Origin of the sequence: Kribbella sp. CA-293567, from assembly GCF_027627575.1 — a bacterium.
Taxonomy (GTDB): Bacteria; Actinomycetota; Actinomycetes; order Propionibacteriales; family Kribbellaceae; genus Kribbella.
In genome coordinates, this window is sequence record NZ_CP114065.1 from 6,429,256 (window position 1) to 6,450,606 (window position 21,351).

Genomic DNA, 21,351 nt, shown 5'->3' on the forward strand with positions numbered 1-21,351 from the left:
GCGAGAATCAGCAACGCGCGCGACTGGGGCCCAAACCACGTACATGAAATGCCAGGATCTCGGTACGCTGTCATCTCGGAGGCAGTATGCGCGCGGGGACACTGTGTCCTGGACGAGGAGTATAGTTTCTGATGAGCGACATCGACGGCGGGGAAATTGAGCGTGACATCACCGCGATCCGCCGCGAGATCGGCGGCAGCGGCGAAGTTGCAGACGTCGAGACCGAGGACCCCGGTCCACCAATCAACGAACCTTTCGACCCTGAGAAGATCGACGTTGTCACCCGGACTCCGACGGTAAGCCTATTGCTGTCACGAATCCGCAAAGGGACCATAGACCTAGCGCCGGATTTTCAGCGGCATGCAGGAATTTGGCGAGACGTCAACCAGAGTCGCCTCATTGAATCCCTCCTTCTTCGGATACCTCTTCCGACCTTCTATGCCGCCGAGAGCGCAGCCGATGACTCCTGGGCAATCGTCGATGGAATCCAGAGACTGACGGCTATCACCAGGTTCATCGACCCTGACTCGTCGGCTTTCAAGCCACTGACCTTGCAGGGTCTCGACTACCTCGACTTCGAAGGATTCCGCTTCGAAGATCTACCTGGCAGGCTACAAACTCGACTCGAAGAAACCGAGGTCGTGCTGCACTTGATTCGGCGAGGAACTCCGGAAGAAGTCAAATTCAATATTTTCGCGCGGATCAACACCGGCGGAGTTCCACTGTCATCTCAAGAATTAAGGCATGCACTTATTCCCGGCCAGGGCCGAGAGTTGCTTTCGGAACTGGCTCAATCGCTCTCATTCAAGCGGGCGACTCTTGGCACCGTTGGCAGCAGCCGAATGGCCGATCGCGAGATGATTTTACGCTTCGCCGCCTTCCTGATGACTAAGCCCCCGCTATACAGTCACCAAGATTTTGACCTCTTCCTGCGCGTTGCCATGAAAAATATCAACGATCTGACTACATCTGGCATTATCGACCTTAAGAAGAAGTTCAGACGCGCCATGGATACCGCGCACGAAATCTTCGGCAAATATGCATTCAGGAAGCAGTACGAAGTAAACTCCTCCCGCTATCCGATAAATAAAGCGCTATTCGAGACTGTAGCTGTCACATTAGCCGAACGGAACACCAAGCAACTCAATGAGCTTGTCAAGCAAAGCGAGGACGTCAATCTCGCCTTCATCGAGCTACTAACCTCGGATCCGCAGTTCGAACGAGCGATCTCGGTCGGAACCGGAGACGTCGCCAAGGTCAGGTATCGGTTTCAGAGTATGGACGAACTATTCTCCGAGTTCGACGGGAGCAGCTAGTGCTTACTGGGCTGAGGTTGCGGAACTTCAAAGCGTTCGCGGACCAAAAAATTCCACTGGCACCTCTCACACTGCTTTCTGGTCTGAATTCATCAGGCAAGAGCACTGTCCTGCAGTCCCTGGCTCTACTCCGCCAATCAAACGAGGCCGGTGGGCTAATCCTTGACCTAGCCGAAAGCGGATTTCTCTTAAATGGCGACCTCATAGAACTTGGAGTAGGACGCGACGTCCGACACGAGGCATGGATCGAGACGCAGGGAAGCCACGGTGGCATCGAGATCGAACTCTCGGATGGCAACGAAGCCTGGCACTGGGCTGTTACCTACGGCACGGAGGACGACCTACTCCCTCTGATCGCTGCACCGAATCCGGAAGACCTCACCAATCTCGCGTTGTTCGGTTTAGGCTTTCAATACCTCAGGGCAGATCGAATCAACCCCGCGGTGAGCTACCCGCGGTCACACGACGCGGCAGTACGGCGCGGTTTCCTCGGCGCTCGCGGAGAGCACACCGTCAACTATCTACGCCACCATCAAGATGACGAGATCACAGCAGTAGAACTCCATCATCCCGATGCAAGCACCAACACCTTACTTCGATTGACTGAAGCCTGGCTGGGCAACCTCTGCCCTGGGGTGAACTTATCAGCGACTGGCATCGATGGTACGGATACTGTGCGCCTTGCCTACAGCTTCGGTACGGCAGGCCTCTCTTCATCTAATCAATACCGTCCTACAAATGTTGGCTTTGGATTAACATACGTACTTCCCGTCATCGTTGCGTGCTTGACAGCCAGGCCTGGCCTAATGATCCTCCTAGAGAATCCTGAAGCGCATTTACACCCGCGGGGCCAAGCTGCAATGGCAGAACTACTAGCCCGAGCAACGTCTGCGGGCGCGCAGATTATAGTTGAGTCCCACAGCGATCACGTGTTGAATGGCCTTCGGATAGCTGTGAAAAGAGACCTGATCAGGTCAAGTGACCTCGAGCTGCTGTATTTCACATCAGCCAGCGATGGGCGTACCGTCGAATCGATTGAGGTTAGCCCGAGCGGTTTGGTTTCGCGCTGGCCGAATGGCTTCTTCGACGAGTGGGATCGCGCCCTCGACGAACTGATCGACTGATACGGCCCAGGGGGAGACTTGACTGCGATTCTATGTTTGAACGAGCTTTCATGCTCACAGACAGTCGACCGATCCGAAGTGGATCAAGCCATGCGAGACTTTGTGGCTCTTCTCCGAGAAGTACGACGCACGCGGCCTGACTCCGCCTTGATTACCCCCTTCCGACTGCCCGACATCGAGCTCGCCAACGGTTACCCGATGGCCAAATGGGCGGCCGACGGTCGAAACAGAGATCTGTGGAGATCGATGCGAAGGATGCAGGACAAGGCGCCGTATTCATTTGACGACTTGCTCCCAGCAGATGAGCGTAGCGACCGCGAGTATTATCATAATGACATGGCCGCGGTAGGCCTCGGCCTTGCACACGAACAGAATGGCCTTGCAGTCAGCCTAGGCTCTGATATCGCATGGGCGACAGAAACGGTGGAGCTCAATCGGATCTGGGCTGATAGCGACGACGAACAGGTAGCCGTCCGCCACGCATCGACCATCAGCCATCTGTCCGAGCATGCCCACTGGTTTGCTAGCAATGTGCTGGGTGAAATCCAGACCGGTCGCCACCTCTGGGATCGCCGTGGCGAGTATTTTCCCGCTCTGAGCTTTTTACCGAGAGTGGAAGATGATTTGCTCGGAATTAGCAAAATATGGGTCGGCCCCGTCGCGAATCGTTTAGTGGAACTCAACAGTGCTATCGCGGAGTGGGATTCCTCAAGTGGACAGATGCCAGTTTGGAGAACAAAAACCACCCCGGAGCATGAGCAGCGTAGAAAGCTATGCGAATTTGTTGACATAGATGGGCGAACGCAGATTTTCGACTGGCACGCGAGATTTACCCCCGGCGCCGGCCGAGTCCATTTTCGTTTGATCCCCGAGAGCAATTCGGCTCGCGTCGCGTATCTGGGACCGAAGATTGGCATTTAATTCATTCGCAGTCGTTCTGCTCGACTAGAAGGTGTCGGCCGGCACGTAGACACCCCACACCTCGCGCAGGGCGTTGCTGACCTCGCCGACCGTGGCGCGGGCCTTGAGCGCTTCCTTCATCGGGTAGAGGCAGTTGTCGCTGCCGCGGGCAGCGGCCTGCAGATCGGCGAGCGCCTTGTCGACGGCCGCCTGGTCACGCTCGGCGCGCAGCTTGGCGAGGCGGGCCACCTGCTCGGCCTCGATCGCCGGGTTCACCCGCAGCGGCTCGTACGGCTCCTCCTCGGCCACCCGGTACTTGTTCAGCCCGACCACGACCCGCTCGGCGTTGTCGATCTCCTGCGCGATCCGGTACGCCGACCGCTCGATCTCCTGCTTCTGGAAGCCCTTCTCGATCGCCGCGACGGCGCCGCCGTACTCCTCCACCTGCTCCATCAGCTCGCGGGCGGCCGCCTCGACCTCGTCGGTCAGCGACTCCACGACGTACGAGCCGGCGAACGGATCGACGGTCGCGGTGATGTCGGTCTCGTAGGCGAGCACCTGCTGGGTGCGCAGCGCGAGCCGTGCCGCCTTCTCGGTCGGCAGCGCGATCGCTTCGTCGTACGAGTTGGTGTGCAGTGACTGGGTGCCACCGAGGACGGCGGCGAGGCCCTGGATCGCGACCCGGACCAGGTTGACCTCGGGCTGCTGGGCGGTCAGCTGGACGCCGGCCGTCTGGGTGTGGAAGCGCAGCATCAGCGACTTGGGGTTCTTCGCGCCGAACTCGTCGCGCATCACCTGCGCCCAGATCCGGCGGGCCGCGCGGAACTTGGCGACCTCCTCCAGCAGCGTCGTCCGGGAGACGAAGAAGAACGACAGCCGGGGCGCGAAGGTGTCGACGTCGAGACCGGCGGCGACCGCCGTCCGGACGTACTCGATCCCGTCGGCCAGCGTGAAGGCGATCTCCTGCGCGGGCGTCGCACCGGCCTCGGCCATGTGGTAGCCGGAGATGGAGATGGTGTTCCAGCGCGGCAGCTCGGTCTGGCAGTAGGCGAAGATGTCGCTGATCAGCCGCAGCGACTCCTTCGGCGGGTAGATGTAGGTGCCGCGGGCGATGTACTCCTTCAGTACGTCGTTCTGGATCGTGCCGGTGAGCTTGTCCCCGGACACGCCCTGCTCCTCGGCGACCAGCTGGTAGAGCAGCAACAGCACCGAGCCCGGCGCGTTGATCGTCATCGAGGTGGACACCTGGTCCAGCGGGATCCGGTCGAACAGCACCCGCATGTCGTCGATCGAGTCGATCGCCACCCCGACCTTGCCGACCTCCCCGGACGCGATCTCCGCGTCGGAGTCGTAGCCCATCTGGGTGGGCAGGTCGAAGGCCACCGACAGGCCCATCGTGCCGGCGTCGATCAGCTGGTGGTAGCGCTGGTTCGACTCCGCGGCGGTTCCGAAGCCGGCGTACTGCCGCATCGTCCACGGCCGCTGGGTGTACATCGTCGGATAGACACCCCGGGTGAACGGGTACCGCCCCGGCTCACCCAGCTTCTCGGTCGCGTCGAACCCCTCGAGCCTCTCGGGTCCGTAGACCGGCTCGAAGTCCCATCCCGACTCGGTCTGATGACTCATCCCTCAACCGTAGGCCGAACCACCCCACCACTGGTACGCACCATGCTGGTGACATCCAGCACCCCTACGTGACCGAGGTCTCTCCGACAGCCACGATCCCAGTTGTTCGCGTGCTGGTGGCCGGGAGGCGCCGGCTGGTCACTTGGTGGTCATCGGGTGGCCGTGGACGCGTCGACAGGGGATCGACCCGGCGTCATGGGAGTGTCGCTCAGGGTTCATGCGGACTCGGGAACCTCGGCAGTGTGCGCATCGTGATGGTCGCTGAGTCCTTCCTGCCGCAGATCAATGGGGTGGCGAACACGGTTCGCCACGTCGCCGACCGGTTGCTGGTGCACGGGCACCAGTTGCTGATCATCGCCGCCGGGCCAGGGCCCGACACGTATCAAGGAGTCCGGGTGATCCGGGCGCGCAGCTTCGGGATCCCGGGCTACAAGGAGTTTCCGGTGGGATTGCCCGACCCGGCGATCGAGCGGGCGATGGCGGAGTTCCGGCCGGACCTGGTGCATCTGGCGTCACCGTTCATCCTGGGTGCCTACGGGTTGCGGAGCGCGCGGCGGCTGGGGCTGCCGACGGTGGCGGTCTTCCAGACCGACCTGGCGGCCTTCGCCCGGCAGTACCCGTGGTTCGCGAAGGCCGATCGTGGGGTGCAGGCCTGGATCCGGCGGGTGCACTCGCGGGCGGACCGCACGCTCGCACCGTCGTCCGCCTCGGTCGCCCAACTCGTGCAGGCCGGCGTACCCCGGGTGCACACCTGGGGACGGGGGGTGAACCTCGAACTGTTCGATCCCGGCCATCGCGACGAGCGCTGGCGGCGGGAGATCTCGCCGGGCGGCAAACCGATCGTCGGGTACGTCGGCCGGCTGGCCGCGGAGAAGAAGGTCAAGCGGCTGGCCGAGCTGGCCGAGCTGGCCTGTCACGTGGTCGTCGTCGGCGACGGGCCGGATCGGGCGACCCTGGAGAACACGTTGCCGAATGCAACTTTTCTCGGGATGCGGCGCGGCTCCGACCTGGCCTCGATCTTCGCCGGGCTGGACGTCTTCGTGCACACGGGGGAACACGAGACGTTCTGCCAGACCATCCAGGAGGCGCAGGCCTCCGGGGTGGTGACCGTCGGGCCGGCGGCGGGTGGGCCGCTTGACCTGATCCGGCCCGGGGTCAGTGGGTTGCTGTTCGAGCCTGGGCGGGCTGGTTCGTTGCGGCAGGCCGTCGCGCAACTGCTCGACAACCCGGACGAGCGGGTGAGGATGGCCGCCGCGGGACGGCGGAGGGTGCAGACCAGGACTTGGCCGGCGGTGGTCGATGACTTGGTCGGCAAGCACTATGCCGAGGTCCTGGAAGAGGCAGCCGGCCGGGACTACGGGCGCGGGGTGGCGGGGATGACTGTCCAGGCCCGTACGGCGCGAGCTCGGCGGGTCGCATGAGCCTGCGCATTGCTCAGCTGGCCAACTTCGTCGGACCCACCTCGGGAGGGATGCGGACCGCGATCGAGCACCTCGGGCAGGGGTACCGCGCGGCCGGCGCCGACCGGATCCTGATCACCCCCGGCGAGCGGGACAGCGTGACCGAGACCGAGGACGGCACCATCGTCCGGATGAAAGCCCCCAAGGTCGGCGGCGGCTACCGCCTGATCACCGATCCCTGGCGGGTGATCGAGACCCTGGAACGCTTCGGCCCCAGCACCGTCGAGATCTCGGACAAGTCCACTTTGTTGCCGGTGGCAAGGTGGGCGCGCCGCAACGGGATCGGTTCGGTGCTGTTCAGCCACGAGCGGCTGGACGCGATGCTCTCCCTCCGGACCGGCCGCCAGCTCGGCGTCGCCGCCGGTGTCGGCGCGCTCTACAAACTCCTCAGCCGCACGTACGACGCAGTGGTGGTGACCTCCCGCTACGCCGCCGCCGAGTTCGACGAAGTCACCACTCCTCTCGTCCGGATCCCTTTGGGAGTGGACCTCGACACCTTCCACCCCTCGAGAGCCGAGCCTGCCGACGACGGCGTACTCAAGCTCGTGCACGCAGGCAGACTGTCCCGCGAGAAGAGCCCGCACCTCGCTGTCGCCACCGCGGCCGAGTTGCACAAGCGTGGCGTCGAGCTCCGGCTGGACGTCTACGGCTCCGGCCCGCATCTCGACGAGCTGATCGCGATCGCGGGCAGCGCGCCGGTCGTCTTCCACGGCTACGTCGACGGCCGGACCAAGCTTGCGACCCATCTTGCGGAGGCAGACATCGCGCTCTCGGTCTGCCCAGGAGAGACGTTCGGCCTTGCGGTACTGGAGGCGCTGGCAGCTGGTACGCCGGTGGTCACGGCCGATACCGGCGGAGCGCGTGAGCTGGTGGACCTCACCTGTGGCCGCTGGGGACGACCGACTCCGGCAGCGCTGGCGGACGCAGTACTGGAGCTGGTGGAGCAGCCCGATCGCAGAGCCGCGGCCCGCCGGCGAGCCGAGCTCTACGACTGGGACTCCTGCGTGCACCACATGCTCAATCTGCACGCCCGGCTGGCCCGGAAACGGCTCGCGGCCTGACTTCTGCTTTGTTGCAGCCGCATCTCAGCTTCGAGGCCGCCCGAACCATCGCCCGCCGGGCGGGGTCTGTATCTGCACTGGGACGGCAGAGGGGCCGCCCCACCGATACAGGGAGTCCCACATGATCGTTCGTACAGCGATGGCCCTTGCTGGAATGGCGCTGGCGCCGCTGGCATTCGCGCTGCCGGCGTCAGCGGCACCTGCCCAGGCTTCGGCCAAGCTCAGCCAGTGTGACGACGCCTACCCGGTCAAGCTCCAGCGCGGCTGGCAGATCACGCTTCCGGGTGTGTGGGAGGACTACAACTTCAGCTGCAACCTGAAGCTGGGCGACCTGCCGAACCGGGACCCGCAGAACCCCTTCGGCAACCCGGCCGCGGCGATCAAGACCCTGCAGCGCAACCTGAACTTCTGCTACGGCTCGGCGCTGCGGGTCGACGGCAAGTACGGCGCGAACACCGCCGCGGTCGTCAAGCGGGTGCAGACCCTCCACAAGCTCAAGGCTGATGGTGTCTACGGTCCGCAGACCCGCTCGGCGATGAACTGGCGGCAGTACAACCCGGGCACGAACGTCTGGACGAAGACCTGCTCGAGCCCGATCTGAGCTCAGGTCAGGTCAGGTCAGGTGGTCGTGGTCGCCTCGGGCCCAGGCGGCGTGCCGGTCGGCGGAGAAGCGGACGACGGTCCGGGCGTCGACCGGGATGCAGCCGCCGAAGTTGCCGTACAGCCGGTCGTACTCGAACACGTCCAGTGACTTGGCCACCCGGTCCACCACCGCGCCCGACAACGGGATGCGGTTCGGGAAGCTGCGCATGAAGCTCACCGACGTACGGTCGGGGTTGGCGAAGATGGTGTCGCCGGCAAGGATCACTCCCTTGCCCCCGGCACCCTCCGCCCAGTGCACGACCGCGCTGCCGGGGAAGTGGCCGCCCGGCTGGATCAGCGTCACGCCGGGGAGCAGGTCGAGCGTGCCCGACCAGGTCCGGATCACGTCGTCCGGCCGTGCCACCCACTGCTTGTCGGCCTCCGACACATAGACCGGTACGCCGCCGAGCCGGTGACTCCACTCGACCTGTACGCCGTACATGTGCGGGTGGCTGGCGATGATCGCGGCCACCTCGCCCAGCGCCCGGACCTGCTCCACCGCGTCGTCGTCCAGATAGCCGATCGGGTCCCACAACAGGTTGCCCGCAGTGGTCCGGACCAGCATCGACTGCTGGCCGATCCCCGCGTCGGGCGTCGAGGTGACTCCGTGCAGGCCGGTCTCGACCTCCTTGACCTCCACCCGGTACCCCGCCGCGCTCAACTGCTCGAGCGTGGTCCAGTGCTGCCCGTCGGCCGGCATCCACTGCCGCTCGTCGGCGCAGATGGCACACACCTCGACCTGCTCGGCATGCTCGACCGCACAGGTCTCACAGATCCGGAAACTCACTGTCGTCCCCTCTCCACCCAGCGTCGCCGGGTCGTGTTTTTCGCCACCTCCACGCTAAACCCGGACAGGTCCGCCCCGCCCGGGCCAGTCGGCGCCCGGCCGGAAGGGCCACTTGTGACCCTTTCGAGAGCGATCTCACACGGTGGTGGCACGGATCGGGCGCGGCGCAGCGATAGCATCAAGAACGGCCTGGTTCCCTTCCAGGCCGAGCCGATCGCGGCCCGCCGCATCAGACCGACACCGTGCTGATCAGACGCCCCGGAGTCGCCGCGCTCACCGGCTCTGGTCTGTCGTCCGATCGGAGGATCGGTTTGCCCAGCAAGCCAATCGGCACGCTGTACCGCGGTCACGAAGGCATGTGGTCATGGGTGGCGCACCGGATCACCGGGGTCGGGATCTTCTTCTTCCTCCTCGTGCACGTGCTCGACACCGCCCTCGTCCGGGTCTCCCCCGAGGCCTACAACGAGGTGATCGGTACCTACAAGAACCCGATCGTCGGCCTGATGGAGGTCGGTCTGGTCGGCGCCATCCTGTTCCACGCGTTCAATGGCATCCGGCTGATCCTGGTCGACTTCTGGGCCAAGGGCCCGCGCAACCAGCGCAAGCTGATGATCGGCGTCGGCGTCGTCTGGGTGGTCCTGTTCGTGCCGTTCGTGGTCCGGCACCTGATGCACGTCTTCGGCGGGGAGTGAGTATGTCCGAGATCGCAGTTCCGCGGTCCTCCACCCGGGGCCGGACCCTCAAGGGCGGCGGCCGCAACCGTTCCGGCCAGACCAACTTCGAGCTCTACAGCTGGCTGTTCATGCGGCTGTCCGGGCTGGCCCTGGTCGTCCTGGTGCTCGGCCACCTGTTCGTCAACCTGATGCTCGGCGGCGGGATCACCGCGCTGGACTTCGCCTTCGTGGCCGGCAAGTGGGCCAACCCGCTGTGGCAGGTCTGGGACCTGCTGATGCTGTGGCTGGCGATGCTGCACGGCACCAACGGAATGCGCACGATCATCAACGACTACGCGGAGAAGGACCAGACCAGGTTCTGGCTGAAGAGCCTGCTGATCACCGCCTCGATCGTGATCGTGGTGCTCGGCACCCTGGTCATCTTCACCTTCGACCCGTGCCTCGACCCCAGCTCCACGCTGTCGGTCTGCCAGTAGTACCGCGACGTTTTCAAGAGAGGTCTCAGATGCAGCGGCATCAGTACGACGTAGTCATCGTCGGCGCCGGCGGAGCAGGCATGCGTGCCGCTCTGGAGTCGAGCAAGCGGACCCGGACCGCGGTGCTCACCAAGCTCTACCCGACCCGGTCGCACACCGGCGCGGCCCAGGGCGGCATGTGTGCCGCGCTGGCCAACGTCGAGGAGGACAACTGGGAGTGGCACACCTTCGACACCGTCAAGGGTGGTGACTTCCTGGTCGACCAGGACGCCGCCGAGGTGATGTGCCGCGAGGCCGTCGACGCGGTCCTCGACCTGGAGAAGATGGGCCTGCCGTTCAACCGGACGGCCGAGGGCAAGATCGACCAGCGGTTCTTCGGTGGTCACACCCGCAACCACGGTGAGGCCGTCGTCCGCCGGTCCTGCTTCGCCGCGGACCGGACCGGCCACATGATCCTGCAGACGCTCTACCAGCAGTGCATCAAGCAGAACGTCGAGTTCTTCAACGAGTTCTACGTGCTGGACCTGCTGATGGTCGGTGGCCGGTCCACCGGGGTGGTCGCCTACGAGCTGGCCACCGGTGAGCTGCACATCTTCTCGGCCAAGTCGGTCGTGTTCGCCTCCGGCGGTTTCGGCAAGGTCTTCCGGACCACCTCGAACGCGCACACGCTGACCGGCGACGGGATGGGCATCACCTGGCGCAAGGGCCTGCCGCTGGAGGACATGGAGTTCTTCCAGTTCCACCCGACCGGCCTGGCCGGCCTCGGCGTGCTGCTGTCGGAGGCCGCTCGCGGTGAGGGCGGCATCCTGCGCAACTCCGACAACGAACGCTTCATGGAGCGTTACGCGCCGACCGTGAAGGACCTCGCCCCGCGGGACATGGTCGCCCGCGCGATGGCGAACGAAGTACGGGAAGGGCGTGGCTGTGGGCCCGACAAGGCCTACGTGATGCTCGACCTGACCCACCTGGAGCCCGCGCACATCGACGCGAAGCTGCCGGACATCACCGAGTTCGCCCGCACCTACCTCGGCGTCGAGCCGTACACCGAACAGATCCCGGTGTTCCCGACCGCGCACTACGCGATGGGCGGCATCCCGACCAACATCAAGGGCGAGGCGCTGGCCAACAACGAGGACGTCATCCCCGGCCTGTACGCCGCCGGCGAGGTCGCCTGCGTCTCGGTGCACGGCGCCAACCGGCTCGGCACGAACTCGCTGCTGGACATCAACGTGTTCGGCCGGCGGGCCGGTATCGCCGCCGCGGAGTACGCCGAGACGGTGGAGTACGAGGAGTTGCCGGAGGCACCGGAAGCCTTCGTGGTCGACCTGATCGAGAGCATGCGGGACGCGACCGGTACCGAGCGGGTGGCCGCGATCCGGACCGACCTGCAGGCCACCATGGACATCAACGCGCAGGTCTACCGGACCGAGGGCTCGCTCAAGCAGGCGCTCACCGATATCGAGGGCCTCAAGCAACGGTTCGCGAACGTCTCCGTGCAGGACAAGGGCAAGCGGTTCAACACCGACCTGCTGGAGGCCGTCGAACTGGGCTTCCTGCTCGACCTGGCCGAGGTCCTGGTGGTCTCCGCGCTGGCCCGCAAGGAGTCCCGCGGCGGGCACTTCCGCGAGGACTACGACAAGCGTGACGACGTGAACTTCATGCGGCACACGATGGCCTACCGGACGATCGATGCCGAGGGCAACACCAATATCCGACTGGACTACAAGCCGGTCGTACAGACCCGCTACAAGCCGATGGAGCGGAAGTACTGATGGACGTCAAGGTCAAGATCCTTCGGTACAACCCCGAAGTACTGGACGAGACCGAGTGGAAGACCTACGCGGTCACGCTGCAGCCGGGTGACCGGGTGCTCGACGCGCTGCACAAGATCAAGTGGGAGCAGGACGGCACCCTGACCTTCCGCCGGTCCTGCGCGCACGGGGTCTGCGGTTCGGACGCGATGCGGATCAACGGCCGCAACCGGCTGGCCTGCAAGACGCTGATCAAGGACCTGAACCCGGAGAAGGAGATCACCGTCGAGCCCATCAAGGGCCTGCCGGTGCTCAAGGACCTGGTCGTCGACATGGAGCCGTTCTTCGACGCGTACCGCGCGATCATGCCGTTCCTGGTCACCGACGGGCACGAGCCGAGCCGGGAGCGGATCCAGTCCCAGGCCGACCGGGAGCGCTTCGACGACACCACCAAGTGCATCCTCTGCGCCGCCTGTACGACGTCCTGCCCGGTGTTCTGGTCCGACGGCCAGTACTTCGGTCCGCAGGCGATCGTCGGCGCGCACCGGTTCATCTTCGACAGCCGGGACGAGGGCACCGAGCAGCGGCTCGAGATCCTGAACGACAAGGAGGGTGTCTGGCGCTGCCGGACCACCTTCAACTGCACCGACGCCTGCCCGCGCGGCATCGAGGTCACCAAGGCGATCCAGGAGGTCAAGCGGGCGCTGATCTTCCGCCGCGTCTGACCCCTGCCGCACCACCGACGTCCGGTCCTCCCCTCGGGGGTGACCGGACGTTGTGGTTCGGTGATGCAACCGGACCGGCTTCCCAGGAGTCGTGCAGGCAAAGGTCCGAACTGGGAGTGGTGATGGCTGACGAAGACACGGTGCGCGAGCTGTACGAGGGGTGCTACCGGCGCCTGGTGGGTCAGTTGTTCGCAATCTGCGGCAGCCGGGGCGAGGCCGAGGACGCGGTCCAGGAGGCCTTCGTCAAGGCGGTGGAGAAGCCCCGGCGGTTCGCCCAGGTGGACAACCCGGAGGCATGGCTGCGCACGGTCGCGCTGAACGTACTGCGCAGCCGGTACCGCCGGGCGTCGCGTTTCCACGGGCTGCTGTCGCGCCAGGTCTCGCCGGAGACGGCCACGACCGGGATGTCCGCTGACCGGGTGGCGCTCGTCGACGCGCTGCGGCAGCTGCCCTACGAGCAGCGCGAGGCGATCGCGCTGCACCACATCGTCGACCTGCCGGTGCGCGAGATCGCGGCGCAACTGGGAGTCCCGGAGGGGACCGTCAAGGCCCGGCTGGCCCGGGGCCGGGCCCGGCTCGCGCCACTGCTCGCAGAGTTCGCCGACGACGCCGAGGAGGTCAACCATGTCTGAGCTGAAAGAACTGTCCTGGGAAGTCCAGAAGACCGTCCAGCCGCTGCCCTTCGAGACGCTGCGCCGCCGTGGCGTCCGCCGCCGTCGCCGCCGTCAGGCGCTCACCGGAGCCGGAGCCGCCGCGGCGGTCGCGATCGCAGTACTGGCTGTGATGCTGCCGCTGGGTGATGTGACCGGTACCGAGAAGCCGCCGGTCGCCGGCACGCCGACCGTGATTCCGGTCGATCAGGCGGCCGAGAAGCTGCTCGCGGACAAGAAGTCGGGCAGCATCGCCATCGCGTTCGGCACGCCCACACGGTGGGCCTCGGTGTGGTCCTCTCCCGCGCCGGACTACACCTACGACTCCGTCGCAGTGCTGAGCCGGGACGGAGTACGAGCCACGACGCCGGTACGCAAGGAGCCGTGGCGGGTGCTGCAGGCAGGTGACGAGGCGCTGGCGCTGGCGCTGCCAGGAGATCTGAAGGAGGGCGATCCCAGGTGGTCCCAGAGCCTGATGGTTCGGCTGACCGACCAGGGCCGGATCGAGAAGCAGTTGAGCTGGGCACCGCCGACCAGCGAGTTCGCCGCTGATGACGTGCTGCTGGTGCAAGGGAGCTTGCAGGCGCTGAACCCGGAGACCGGCAAGCTGCGAGAGGTGAAGATCCCGGGTCTGCAAGGCGCCGGGCAGCCGCAGCGCGACACCACCGGCCGGTGGTGGCTGATGGGCGCGAACGAGCGCGGAGCCTGCACCGTCTACTGGACCGACGACAACGGCAAGAGCTGGGACAACCACGTCGTCGACTCCGCCCGGCCGCGGGGTTCACTGGGGGTCAGTCCCGACGGCAGGACCCTGGTGGCGTATCCGGCCCGTAAGTTCGACGCGCCGGATGGAGCCGTCCCGGTACAGCTTTCCACCGATCGCGGCGCGCGCTGGACGACAGTGGTGACCCGCGATCCCACCTTCCTGTCGGACCCGGTCGCCTTCGACGACGGCACGGCGCTGCTGCTCTACCAGGGTAAGAAGCGCGAACTCCTGCGGCCGGGTGCCGGTGCGCCGCTGGCTCCACCGGCAGACCTGGGCGAACTGAAGAGTCTGGGCGGCCTCGTCTATGCGAGCCGGTACCACTTGGGTGGTAAGAACACCCAGGCCATGACCAGCGCCGATCATGGCGTGACCTGGAAGTACTTCGAACCCCGCTAGGGGTGCATCCTCGCGCCCTTGAGGATCTTGTCCACCGCGTTCTTCGGACCGTGCAGGGCCAGCCCGACCAGGTCGAGCTGGCCCTGCCGGACTGCTTTCACGACCGCGCGGTTGTCTCGGTCGTTGCCTGTGGCAAACAGATCCTGGGTGAAGATCGAGACGGTGAGCCCGCGGCCGAGGGCACGCTGGTGGGCGGTGGTCATGAACTCCTTCGCGCCCTCGAAGACCAGCACCGGCTGGCGGAACATCGGCAGGTACCGCGTCCCGTCGGCGTCCTCGTACGGCTCGCCCACCAGTTCCGGGGTGCTCGCCGCGATCCCGCTCACCAGGAACGCCGTCACGTTCAACCGCTGCCAGCTCGCCAGGTCGTCCCGCAACAGCACCGCGATCTTGGTTTCGAACCGAATCGGCTCAGCATCGTTGTCCACAGCCTCGAATCTGCCCGCTGAATCGCAGCCCCGGCTTGTACGTTCTTTGCAGGATCAGCAGTACGGCGGGTTGGAGGTGATGGCTGTGGCTACCCGGAGGAAGAGGTTGAAGAGGCGGTACAGGTCGGGCATCGGGGCCTCGACGGTGACGGTGCGGTCGTCGGTGCGGGTGACGCCGGGGATGGCGGGGAGGTGAGAGGCGACGGAGGCGTTCTGCCAGCGGACCGCCAGCCGGTGCGTGGTGCGGTCGGCGGCCGGGGTGGCTCTCGGTGCGCGGAGGGCCGTCCCGGTGGCCGACTCGATGGCGGCGCGTGCCTCGGCGACGGGGACGAGTTGGGCGGCGAAGCGGTCCTTGGCGAACTTGACCGGCACGGTCGCCACCGACGGGTCCCAGCCGGTCGTCTCGGCGCAGGCAGCGTCGTCGCCGGTCAGCAGCACCACCGGTACGCCGTACGCCGCGGCGGTCGCGTGCAGCAGGCCGATCTCTCCGACCGGGCGGTCATCCAGCCAGATGTCCTCGATCTCGTGGCCCATGAAGCTGTGGCTCAGTACGCCGAGGATCCCGGCCCGGGCGTGGAAGCCGACGCAGACCACGGCGTCGTACTCCGGTGTCAGGCCCTCGATCATGCCCATCGGCTTCGGCCGGCCCTTGATCAGCGTCACCCGCGGATCGAGCAACTCCGGCAGCAGGTTGCGCATCGGGCCGTGTGCATCGTTGACCAGAACCGTCGACGCCCCGCCCGCGAAGGCGCCCCGGACGGCCGCGTTGACGTCCTCGGTCATCAGCACCCGGCCGCGCTCGTAGTCGCGCCCGCCGGGCTGGACGTCCTCGGCGTCGACGAGTCCGGTGATGCCTTCCATGTCCGCGCTCAGGTAGACCTTCATCGCCTGAGCGTATGTTCTGAGGTATGAGCACCGGCGCGCAGGTGACGGCCTGGCGGCCCGCCCTGGAGGGGGTCGTCGAGGTGCTGCACGCGCACTTCCCGGCCCACGCCTACCCCAGCCACACGCACGACGCGTGGACGGTGCTGATCGTCGACGAGGGCACGGTCCAGTACGACCTGGATCACCGCGAGCACGGTCTGGCGCAGGCCCAGGTCTCGCTGCTGCCGCCGAACGTCCCGCACGACGGCCGCTCGGTGCATCCCGGGGGCTTCCGCAAGCGGGTGCTCTACCTCGCCGCGGATCGCTTGGGCGGCGAAGGGCTGGTCGGTGCGGCGGTGGACCAGCCGGAGTACGCCGATCCGGTCCTGCGGCACCGCCTGCACCAGTTGCACGGCGTACTCGTCGACGGACGGGAGGACCTGGAGGCGCAGAGCCGGCTCACGTTGATCGAGGAGCGCCTGCAGCAGCATCTACGGCAGCAGGTCACGCCTCCCCCGGAGCTCCGGGATCCGGGCCTGGCCGCCGAGCTCAGGGAACTGCTCGACGCCCGGCTGCCGACCGGGGTCACCCTCGCCGAAGCGGCGGAGGTCGTGCACGCGCATCCGGCTCACCTCGTGCGCGCGTTCAGCCGGGAGTACGGGCTACCGCCGCATCGCTACTTGACCGGGCGACGGGTCGAGCTGGCCAGGCGGTACCTGCTGGAGGGCCGGCCGGCGGCGGAGGTCGCGGTACTGGCCGGGTTCTACGACCAGTCGCACCTCAACCGGCACTTCCGCCGGATGCTCGGGGTCAGTCCTTCGCGGTTCGCGCGGCCTTGAGCGCGTGGACGCCCCACTTGCCGAGGACGGCGGCGATCACCAGGTTGACCACGATCAGCACCGTGTGGGCGATGTAGTACCCGCGCGGGCGGCCTTCCGTGCCGGCCAGGTTCTTGATGAACGTCGCGTAGGTGACGACGTTCCAGCCGGCGATACCGATCAGGACCAGGGCGTGCTTCTTCTCGAGCTTCACGAGAACAGTCTGGCGTAGCGGGGCGGCCGCGCCTCACTCGGCCGCCCCGAACGAGGGGCGAGCTCTCTACGTGAGAACGACACTGGTTCAGCGCGGAGGCGTGATCAAGCCTTTCAAGCTACTCGCGGGTAAAAACAAGGGTTAACCCGCTCGGTAGCCGCTGTCACGCTCCGCCGCGGTCGACCGTGCGCAGCAACTGGGTGCGGTTGGCGACGCCGAAGCGCCGGTACAGCCGGGTGAGCTGCGACTCGACCGCCTTCACGCTCAGGTAGAGCGCCGCCGCGATCTCGCGGTTGGTGGACCCGTCGCGGACCATCGCGACGATCTGCAGCTCGTTGTCGGTCAGCTCGGACGGCTGCCGGCTCCGGCTCGGTACGTCGAGGCGCGCCAGCTCTGTCTCGGCCACCTCGCGCCAGGCGGGAGCGCCGTGCGCCTCGAACTGCTCGATCGCGTCCAGGAACGCCGTCCGGGCCACCGAGCGGCGACGGGCCTGCCGGGCCACCCGGCCCCGGGTCAGCTCGCAGCGTGCCAGGTCGAGCGGGTAGACGTGGTCCCCCGCCGTCGTGATGGTCTTCTCGAGCAGCTCCAAGGCGGCGGCCGGGTCGCCCTGTTTGGCAACCAGCAGCGCCTCGGATCGCGCCAGACCGACCAGTACGACGGAGCGGTCGAGCGTCTCGGCCCGCTCCCGGATCTCCGCGATCAACGCGGCGGCGTCGTCCAGCCGCCCAGCCGCAACGAGTGCCTCCGCGTAGTCGGCGTGCCACGGGATCACGGCCGGGTCGTAGGGCATCGCGGCCTCGCCCGACTCGGCGATCGCGTCGAAGGCCTCCACCGCGCGCTGCGGGTCACCGGTCAGTACACAGATGACGCCGACGCCCGAGAGGGCCGGTCCGGTCCATTCCTCGTTGCCGACCAGGCGGCATCCTTCGAGCGCCGCCTCGGCCAGCTCGCGCGCCATCGTCGCCGTGCCGCCGGCCCACTCGGCGCGGCAGGCGACGACCATGCCGACCTCGGGCTCGTCGCCCAGATCCTGCATCAACTGGTAGCACTCGTGGCCGGTGGCCAACGCGTCGGCGCCGCGGCCGCTGCGTTCGTAGATGGCGGTGGCGGAGATCAGGATCGACGCCAGCCAGCGAACCGCGCCGGCAGTCCGTACTTCGTCGACCAGTGCACTGATCTGCTCGATCGCCGCCTCCGTGCGACCACGGAACAGCTCCCGCATCGCGGCCATCTGCCGGGCACCCACGACCGCCTTGGTGAGTGGCAGACCGCGGGACAGCTCTGCCGCCTGCTTCAGCAACGAGTCGGAGGAGTGCTCGCCACCGCGTGCGATCTGTACGCTGCTGGCCGCACTGAGCGCGTCGACCAGGGCCTCGGTGTCTCCACACTCCCGGGCGAGCCGCTCGGCCGCTTGCGCGTCGGCCTGGGCGTCATCGAGCCGACGGTCGAAGTACGCGCTGTTGCTGCGCAGGATCCGGACCCGCGCTTCGAGCTGCGGGTCGCCGGCCGCAGCGTCGAAGGCCTCAGCGAGCAGCGCGATCCGATGCTCCCGCTCCGGCCAGGCCGCGTCCACCAGAAGCAGCAGGGCAGCCACTTTGGTGTCCGGACGAGTGGCAGCCTTCACTGCGAGGCGCGCCATCTCCGCAGACTCCACCAGGTGCCCGGCGGCGGCAGCGGCGTCCGCGGCGCTGGACAGCCGCAGGGCGCGGTCATCGCGCTCGTCAGTCGGTGTGCGCTCAGCAGCGAGTCGCCACAGGGTCGCGGCTGCTCCCAGCGCGCCACGGCCTCCGGCGACGACCGCGGCGGCCTCTATCGTCGCTGCGAGGTCGGTGTCGGCTTCCTGCGTCGCCAGTGCTCTGTGCGTCGCGTTCTCAACCGGCTCGTCCACCACCGCGGCGAGTTGGGCGTGCGCTTGCCGCCGGCCCGCGGAGGTCGCTTCGGCGTACACGAACTCTCTGAGCAGCGGATGCGAGAACCGCAGCCGCTCCGACGACACGTCGATCAGCCCGAGCCCTTCGGCCTCGGCCAGCTCGGCATCGATGGGCCGCTTGAGCGACCGGGCCAGCTGGTTGGTCGTCGGACGCGGCGAGGAGGCGGCGTGCAGCAGCAGCTCGTACGTCGCCGGCGTGAGGTCGGCGAGCCGGTCGCCCAGCAGGGTCTTCAGACGACTCGACACCGGCAGCGGATCGTTCGGCGAGACGCCTTGCGGATGGCGCAGGATGGCTCGGCCGAGCTCCAGCGCCATGAACGGGTTGCCGGCGCTCGCGGTGAAGATGCGGCGCGCGGTACGGACCGGGAGTGGACTGGAGAGCCTGTTGCGGAGCAGCGCCAGGACGTCGGCCTCGACAAGCGGCGGAACCTCGAGCTGGAGCAGCGGCTCGGGGCAGGCCTCCGCCATCACCGGCAGGTCGCCGTCGGCCACCTGCTCGGTGGCGAGCATGTGGACGCCTTCGGTCAACCGTCGGGCGCAGAAGGTCAGTACTTCGAGGCTGGACGGATCCACCCACTGGATGTCGTCCACGACCAGCAGCACCGGGCCGGAGGCCGCCAGGCGGCGCAGTACGTGCAGTACGGCGAGGCGGACGGCCAGCTCGTCGCGGACGGTGTCGGGGGCGCTCGATTTGAGCAGCGCGACCTCCAGCGGCTGGCGGAGGTGGTCGGGCAGCACCTGCCAGGCGAGCTCGAGCTGGTTGGAGAGGAGGTCGAGGAGAGTGACATACGGCAGGCCCGCCTCGCTCTGGGAGGGCGCTGCACTCAGCACGCGGCAGCCCGCCCGGGCGCGATCGGCGACCAGTGCCCGGCCGGTGGCGGACTTGCCGATCCCGGTCGGGCCGTAGAGCAGCACACTACCGCTGGTCTCGAGCTGCTTCTTGGCACGCTCGACCAGGGTGGCTCGCCCCACCAGCTCGTCGTCAGTCATCGATCCACATTCTCCCCGAAGGATTACATTCGCCGACATCACAGTCGAGTGCCAATGGACACGGCGAGTGTCACATATGGAGATCGTCCGGCCATCACCTCGTCACCTACCTCTTCTCCCGGGCGCGTCGCCCAGGATTGCTCATTTCAGCGGCGTGTCGGTCAAATCCCTCGATAGACCAGTGGGTGGACTGGTCAGCTCAGGAAAGCACGAAGTAGGGCGGCGCTGCCTGCGACGTGCTGGTGCATGGCGGCGCGGGCCCCCGGCGCGTCGCCGGTCAGGATCGCCTCGACCACGGCCCGGTGCTGTTCGTCGGAGTGCACGATGTTGCGCTCGAGCAGCGGGATCGCGTCGAGCAGCGCGTTCAGCCGCATCCGTACGTCGGCAACGGCCGAGGTCAGGGACGGCGAGCCGCTCAGCTCGGCGATCGCCAGGTGCAGCCGCGAGTCCATCCGGCGGTAGTCGGCGAGCTTGGCACCGGCCGAGTCGGCGAGCCGGCCGCGCAGGTGCTCGTGCTCCTCCGGACTCAACTGTCGGGACGCGGCAGCCTCGGCCGCGCCGACCTCCAGGGCGGCCCGCAGTACGAGCGCGTCGTCCAGGCCGTCGCCGAGCTCCCGGGCGATCCGTTTCGGCCCGATCCGGCGCGGCTTGGGCAGGCGCTCGTTGACGAACGTGCCGCCGTAGCGGCCACGGCGGGATTCGACGTACCCGGAGTCGGTGAGGACCTTGATCGCCTCGCGCAGGGTGACCCGACTCACACTGAGCCGGGCCGCCAGGTCGCGCTCGGCGGGCAGCCGCTCTCCGGGCGCGACCACGCCGAGCTTGATCGCCTGCAGCAGCCGCTCGACCGTCTCCTCGAACGGGTTGCCGGCCCGGACCGGCCGGAACACAGCCTCGTCCGCAGTCGCCACGCCTGCCACCCGCTCTCCCCGTCGCCCCGCCTCTGGTACCTCCGGTCAGACTAGATCGGAGTCACGTACGCGCCCGAGATTCCGCCGTCGACCAGGAACGTGTTGGCGGTGATGAAGGACGAGTCGTCGCTGGCCAGGAAGGCGACCGCGGCGGCGATCTCCTCGGGCTCGCCGAACCGGCCCATCGGCACGTGCACCATCCGGCGCTGGGCTCGCTCGGCATCGGAGGCGAAGAGCTCCTTCAGCAACGGGGTGTTGACCGGGCCCGGGCACAACGCGTTGACCCGGATGCCCTGCCGGGCGAACTCGACACCGAGTTCGCGGCTCATCGCCAGTACGCCGCCCTTGGATGCGGAGTACGAGATCTGCGAGGTGGCGGCGCCCATCACCGCGACGAACGACGCGGTGTTGATGATCGAGCCCTTGCCCTGGCGCTGCATGTACGGGATGACGTGTTTGCAGCACAGGTAGACCGAGGTCAGGTTGACCTCCTGCACCCTGCGCCAGGCGTCCAGCCCGGTCTCCAGGATCGAGCCGTCGTCGGGCGGCGAGATGCCGGCGTTGTTGAACGCGATGTCGATGCTGCCGAAGGTGTCGTGGGCCTGCTGGAACAGGTTCGCGACGTCGGCGTCGCTGGTCACGTCGGTCTGCACGAACAGGCCGCCGACCTCGTCCGCGGTTGCCTTGCCGGCCGCCGGGTCGACGTCACCGATGACCACCTTGGCTCCCTCGGCCGCGAGCCGCCGGACGGAGGCCAGGCCGATGCCGCTGGCACCACCGGTCACCACCGCGACTCGTCCCACCAGCCGGGTCGCTTGTACGTCTGTCATTTTCTGGTCCTC

The 21,351-nt window shown here is 66.9% G+C and carries 21 protein-coding genes; 13 read left to right on the top strand and 8 right to left on the bottom strand.

Annotated features, from left to right (window positions below):
* Positions 1-131: 131 nt before the first annotated feature.
* The 3 genes from OX958_RS29750 to OX958_RS29760 all read left to right on the top strand — a co-directional run bounded on the left by OX958_RS29750 (position 132) and on the right by OX958_RS29760 (position 3,361).
* A complete protein-coding gene (locus tag OX958_RS29750; protein WP_270133320.1) occupies positions 132-1,316 on the top strand; it encodes a DUF262 domain-containing protein in 1,185 nt (394 codons plus the stop codon).
* A gap of 17 nt (positions 1,317-1,333) precedes the next feature.
* Entirely contained in the window at positions 1,334-2,440 is a 1,107-nt protein-coding gene (locus tag OX958_RS29755) for an AAA family ATPase (RefSeq protein WP_270133322.1), read from the top strand.
* 198 nt (positions 2,441-2,638) lie between these two features.
* A complete protein-coding gene (locus OX958_RS29760; protein WP_270133323.1) occupies positions 2,639-3,361 on the top strand; it encodes a hypothetical protein in 723 nt (240 codons plus the stop codon).
* A gap of 24 nt (positions 3,362-3,385) precedes the next feature.
* Here OX958_RS29760 and OX958_RS29765 read toward each other — a convergent pair whose 3' ends face one another.
* Positions 3,386-4,966 carry an acyl-CoA mutase large subunit family protein gene (locus OX958_RS29765; protein ID WP_270133324.1) on the bottom strand — a complete coding sequence of 527 codons (1,581 nt, stop codon included), beginning with the start codon at positions 4,964-4,966 and terminating at the stop codon, positions 3,386-3,388.
* A 254-nt stretch (positions 4,967-5,220) separates the two neighbouring features.
* Here OX958_RS29765 and OX958_RS29770 point away from each other — a divergent pair, with 254 nt between their 5' ends.
* The 3 genes from OX958_RS29770 to OX958_RS29780 all read left to right on the top strand — a co-directional run bounded on the left by OX958_RS29770 (position 5,221) and on the right by OX958_RS29780 (position 8,088).
* A complete protein-coding gene (locus OX958_RS29770; RefSeq protein ID WP_270139172.1) occupies positions 5,221-6,387 on the top strand; it encodes a glycosyltransferase family 4 protein in 1,167 nt (388 codons plus the stop codon).
* Positions 6,384-7,487, top strand: a complete 1,104-nt coding sequence (locus OX958_RS29775; protein WP_270133326.1) for a glycosyltransferase — start codon at positions 6,384-6,386, stop codon at positions 7,485-7,487. Before OX958_RS29770 ends, OX958_RS29775 begins: the two co-directional genes overlap by 4 nt.
* 121 nt (positions 7,488-7,608) lie before the next feature.
* Entirely contained in the window at positions 7,609-8,088 is a 480-nt protein-coding gene (locus OX958_RS29780; RefSeq protein ID WP_270133327.1) for a peptidoglycan-binding domain-containing protein, read from the top strand.
* A gap of 12 nt (positions 8,089-8,100) precedes the next feature.
* Here the strand turns inward: OX958_RS29780 and OX958_RS29785 are convergent, their stop codons facing one another.
* Positions 8,101-8,916: an MBL fold metallo-hydrolase gene (locus tag OX958_RS29785; protein ID WP_270133328.1), complete on the bottom strand. Its 816-nt coding sequence runs from the start codon at positions 8,914-8,916 to the stop codon at positions 8,101-8,103.
* Between the two features lie 311 nt (positions 8,917-9,227).
* Here OX958_RS29785 and sdhC point away from each other — a divergent pair, with 311 nt between their 5' ends.
* The 6 genes from sdhC (at position 9,228) to OX958_RS29815 (ending at position 14,354) form a co-directional block, all read left to right on the top strand.
* The gene (gene sdhC / locus OX958_RS29790) at positions 9,228-9,608 is read left to right on the top strand and encodes a succinate dehydrogenase, cytochrome b556 subunit (protein ID WP_270133330.1); all 381 of its coding nucleotides are present in this window, start codon (positions 9,228-9,230) and stop codon (positions 9,606-9,608) included.
* 2 nt (positions 9,609-9,610) lie between these two features.
* Positions 9,611-10,066: a succinate dehydrogenase hydrophobic membrane anchor subunit gene (locus OX958_RS29795; RefSeq protein WP_270133331.1), complete on the top strand. Its 456-nt coding sequence runs from the start codon at positions 9,611-9,613 to the stop codon at positions 10,064-10,066.
* A gap of 29 nt (positions 10,067-10,095) precedes the next feature.
* Positions 10,096-11,838, top strand: coding sequence for a succinate dehydrogenase flavoprotein subunit (gene sdhA, locus OX958_RS29800; RefSeq protein WP_270133332.1), 1,743 nt, complete (start codon positions 10,096-10,098; stop codon positions 11,836-11,838).
* Positions 11,838-12,542, top strand: coding sequence for a succinate dehydrogenase iron-sulfur subunit (locus OX958_RS29805; RefSeq protein WP_270133333.1), 705 nt, complete (start codon positions 11,838-11,840; stop codon positions 12,540-12,542). Before sdhA ends, OX958_RS29805 begins: the two co-directional genes overlap by 1 nt.
* Positions 12,543-12,664: 122 nt before the next feature.
* On the top strand, positions 12,665-13,174 hold the full coding sequence (locus OX958_RS29810) for an RNA polymerase sigma factor (protein WP_270133335.1): 510 nt from the start codon (positions 12,665-12,667) through the stop codon (positions 13,172-13,174).
* On the top strand, positions 13,167-14,354 hold the full coding sequence (locus OX958_RS29815; protein WP_270133350.1) for a hypothetical protein: 1,188 nt from the start codon (positions 13,167-13,169) through the stop codon (positions 14,352-14,354). Before OX958_RS29810 ends, OX958_RS29815 begins: the two co-directional genes overlap by 8 nt.
* On the opposite strand, the gene OX958_RS29820 is transcribed toward OX958_RS29815, so the two are convergent.
* A complete protein-coding gene (locus OX958_RS29820; RefSeq protein ID WP_270133351.1) occupies positions 14,351-14,782 on the bottom strand; it encodes a DUF2000 domain-containing protein in 432 nt (143 codons plus the stop codon). The genes OX958_RS29815 and OX958_RS29820 overlap by 4 nt on opposite strands.
* Positions 14,783-14,836: 54 nt before the next feature.
* On the bottom strand, positions 14,837-15,667 hold the full coding sequence (locus OX958_RS29825) for a M55 family metallopeptidase (protein ID WP_270133352.1): 831 nt from the start codon (positions 15,665-15,667) through the stop codon (positions 14,837-14,839).
* A 23-nt stretch (positions 15,668-15,690) separates the two neighbouring features.
* On the opposite strand from OX958_RS29825, the gene OX958_RS29830 reads away from it, so the two are divergent.
* The gene (locus OX958_RS29830) at positions 15,691-16,485 is read left to right on the top strand and encodes a helix-turn-helix domain-containing protein (RefSeq protein WP_270133353.1); all 795 of its coding nucleotides are present in this window, start codon (positions 15,691-15,693) and stop codon (positions 16,483-16,485) included.
* Here the strand turns inward: OX958_RS29830 and OX958_RS29835 are convergent.
* The 4 genes from OX958_RS29835 to OX958_RS29850 all read right to left on the bottom strand — a co-directional run bounded on the left by OX958_RS29835 (position 16,457) and on the right by OX958_RS29850 (position 21,339).
* Positions 16,457-16,678, bottom strand: coding sequence for an SCO4848 family membrane protein (locus OX958_RS29835; protein WP_270133354.1), 222 nt, complete (start codon positions 16,676-16,678; stop codon positions 16,457-16,459). The genes OX958_RS29830 and OX958_RS29835 overlap by 29 nt on opposite strands.
* A gap of 163 nt (positions 16,679-16,841) precedes the next feature.
* Positions 16,842-19,598 (bottom strand): helix-turn-helix transcriptional regulator, encoded by a 2,757-nt coding sequence (locus OX958_RS29840; RefSeq protein ID WP_270133355.1) that lies wholly within the window; start codon positions 19,596-19,598, stop codon positions 16,842-16,844.
* A gap of 194 nt (positions 19,599-19,792) precedes the next feature.
* Complete coding sequence (locus OX958_RS29845; protein WP_270133356.1) at positions 19,793-20,518, bottom strand: FadR/GntR family transcriptional regulator; 726 nt, start codon at positions 20,516-20,518, stop codon at positions 19,793-19,795.
* Positions 20,519-20,559: 41 nt separating this feature from the next.
* Complete coding sequence (locus OX958_RS29850) at positions 20,560-21,339, bottom strand: 3-oxoacyl-ACP reductase (RefSeq protein WP_270133357.1); 780 nt, start codon at positions 21,337-21,339, stop codon at positions 20,560-20,562.
* Positions 21,340-21,351 lie beyond the last annotated feature (12 nt).

Excerpts from the sequence above, each read along its gene's own strand:
- OX958_RS29750 (WP_270133320.1), top strand. The coding sequence starts at position 132 with ATGAGCGACATCGACGGCGGGGAAATTGAGCGTGACATCACCGCGATC.
- OX958_RS29760 (WP_270133323.1), top strand. The coding sequence starts at position 2,639 with ATGGCCAAATGGGCGGCCGACGGTCGAAACAGAGATCTGTGGAGATCG.
- OX958_RS29765 (WP_270133324.1), bottom strand. The coding sequence starts at position 4,966 with ATGAGTCATCAGACCGAGTCGGGATGGGACTTCGAGCCGGTCTACGGA.
- OX958_RS29770 (WP_270139172.1), top strand. The coding sequence starts at position 5,221 with ATGGTCGCTGAGTCCTTCCTGCCGCAGATCAATGGGGTGGCGAACACG.
- OX958_RS29775 (WP_270133326.1), top strand. The coding sequence starts at position 6,384 with ATGAGCCTGCGCATTGCTCAGCTGGCCAACTTCGTCGGACCCACCTCG.
- OX958_RS29780 (WP_270133327.1), top strand. The coding sequence starts at position 7,609 with ATGATCGTTCGTACAGCGATGGCCCTTGCTGGAATGGCGCTGGCGCCG.
- OX958_RS29795 (WP_270133331.1), top strand. The coding sequence starts at position 9,611 with ATGTCCGAGATCGCAGTTCCGCGGTCCTCCACCCGGGGCCGGACCCTC.
- sdhA (WP_270133332.1), top strand. The coding sequence starts at position 10,096 with ATGCAGCGGCATCAGTACGACGTAGTCATCGTCGGCGCCGGCGGAGCA.
- OX958_RS29805 (WP_270133333.1), top strand. The coding sequence starts at position 11,838 with ATGGACGTCAAGGTCAAGATCCTTCGGTACAACCCCGAAGTACTGGAC.
- OX958_RS29810 (WP_270133335.1), top strand. The coding sequence starts at position 12,665 with ATGGCTGACGAAGACACGGTGCGCGAGCTGTACGAGGGGTGCTACCGG.
- OX958_RS29815 (WP_270133350.1), top strand. The coding sequence starts at position 13,167 with ATGTCTGAGCTGAAAGAACTGTCCTGGGAAGTCCAGAAGACCGTCCAG.
- OX958_RS29825 (WP_270133352.1), bottom strand. The coding sequence starts at position 15,667 with ATGAAGGTCTACCTGAGCGCGGACATGGAAGGCATCACCGGACTCGTC.
- OX958_RS29830 (WP_270133353.1), top strand. The coding sequence starts at position 15,691 with ATGAGCACCGGCGCGCAGGTGACGGCCTGGCGGCCCGCCCTGGAGGGG.
- OX958_RS29840 (WP_270133355.1), bottom strand. The coding sequence starts at position 19,598 with ATGACTGACGACGAGCTGGTGGGGCGAGCCACCCTGGTCGAGCGTGCC.
- OX958_RS29850 (WP_270133357.1), bottom strand. The coding sequence starts at position 21,339 with ATGACAGACGTACAAGCGACCCGGCTGGTGGGACGAGTCGCGGTGGTG.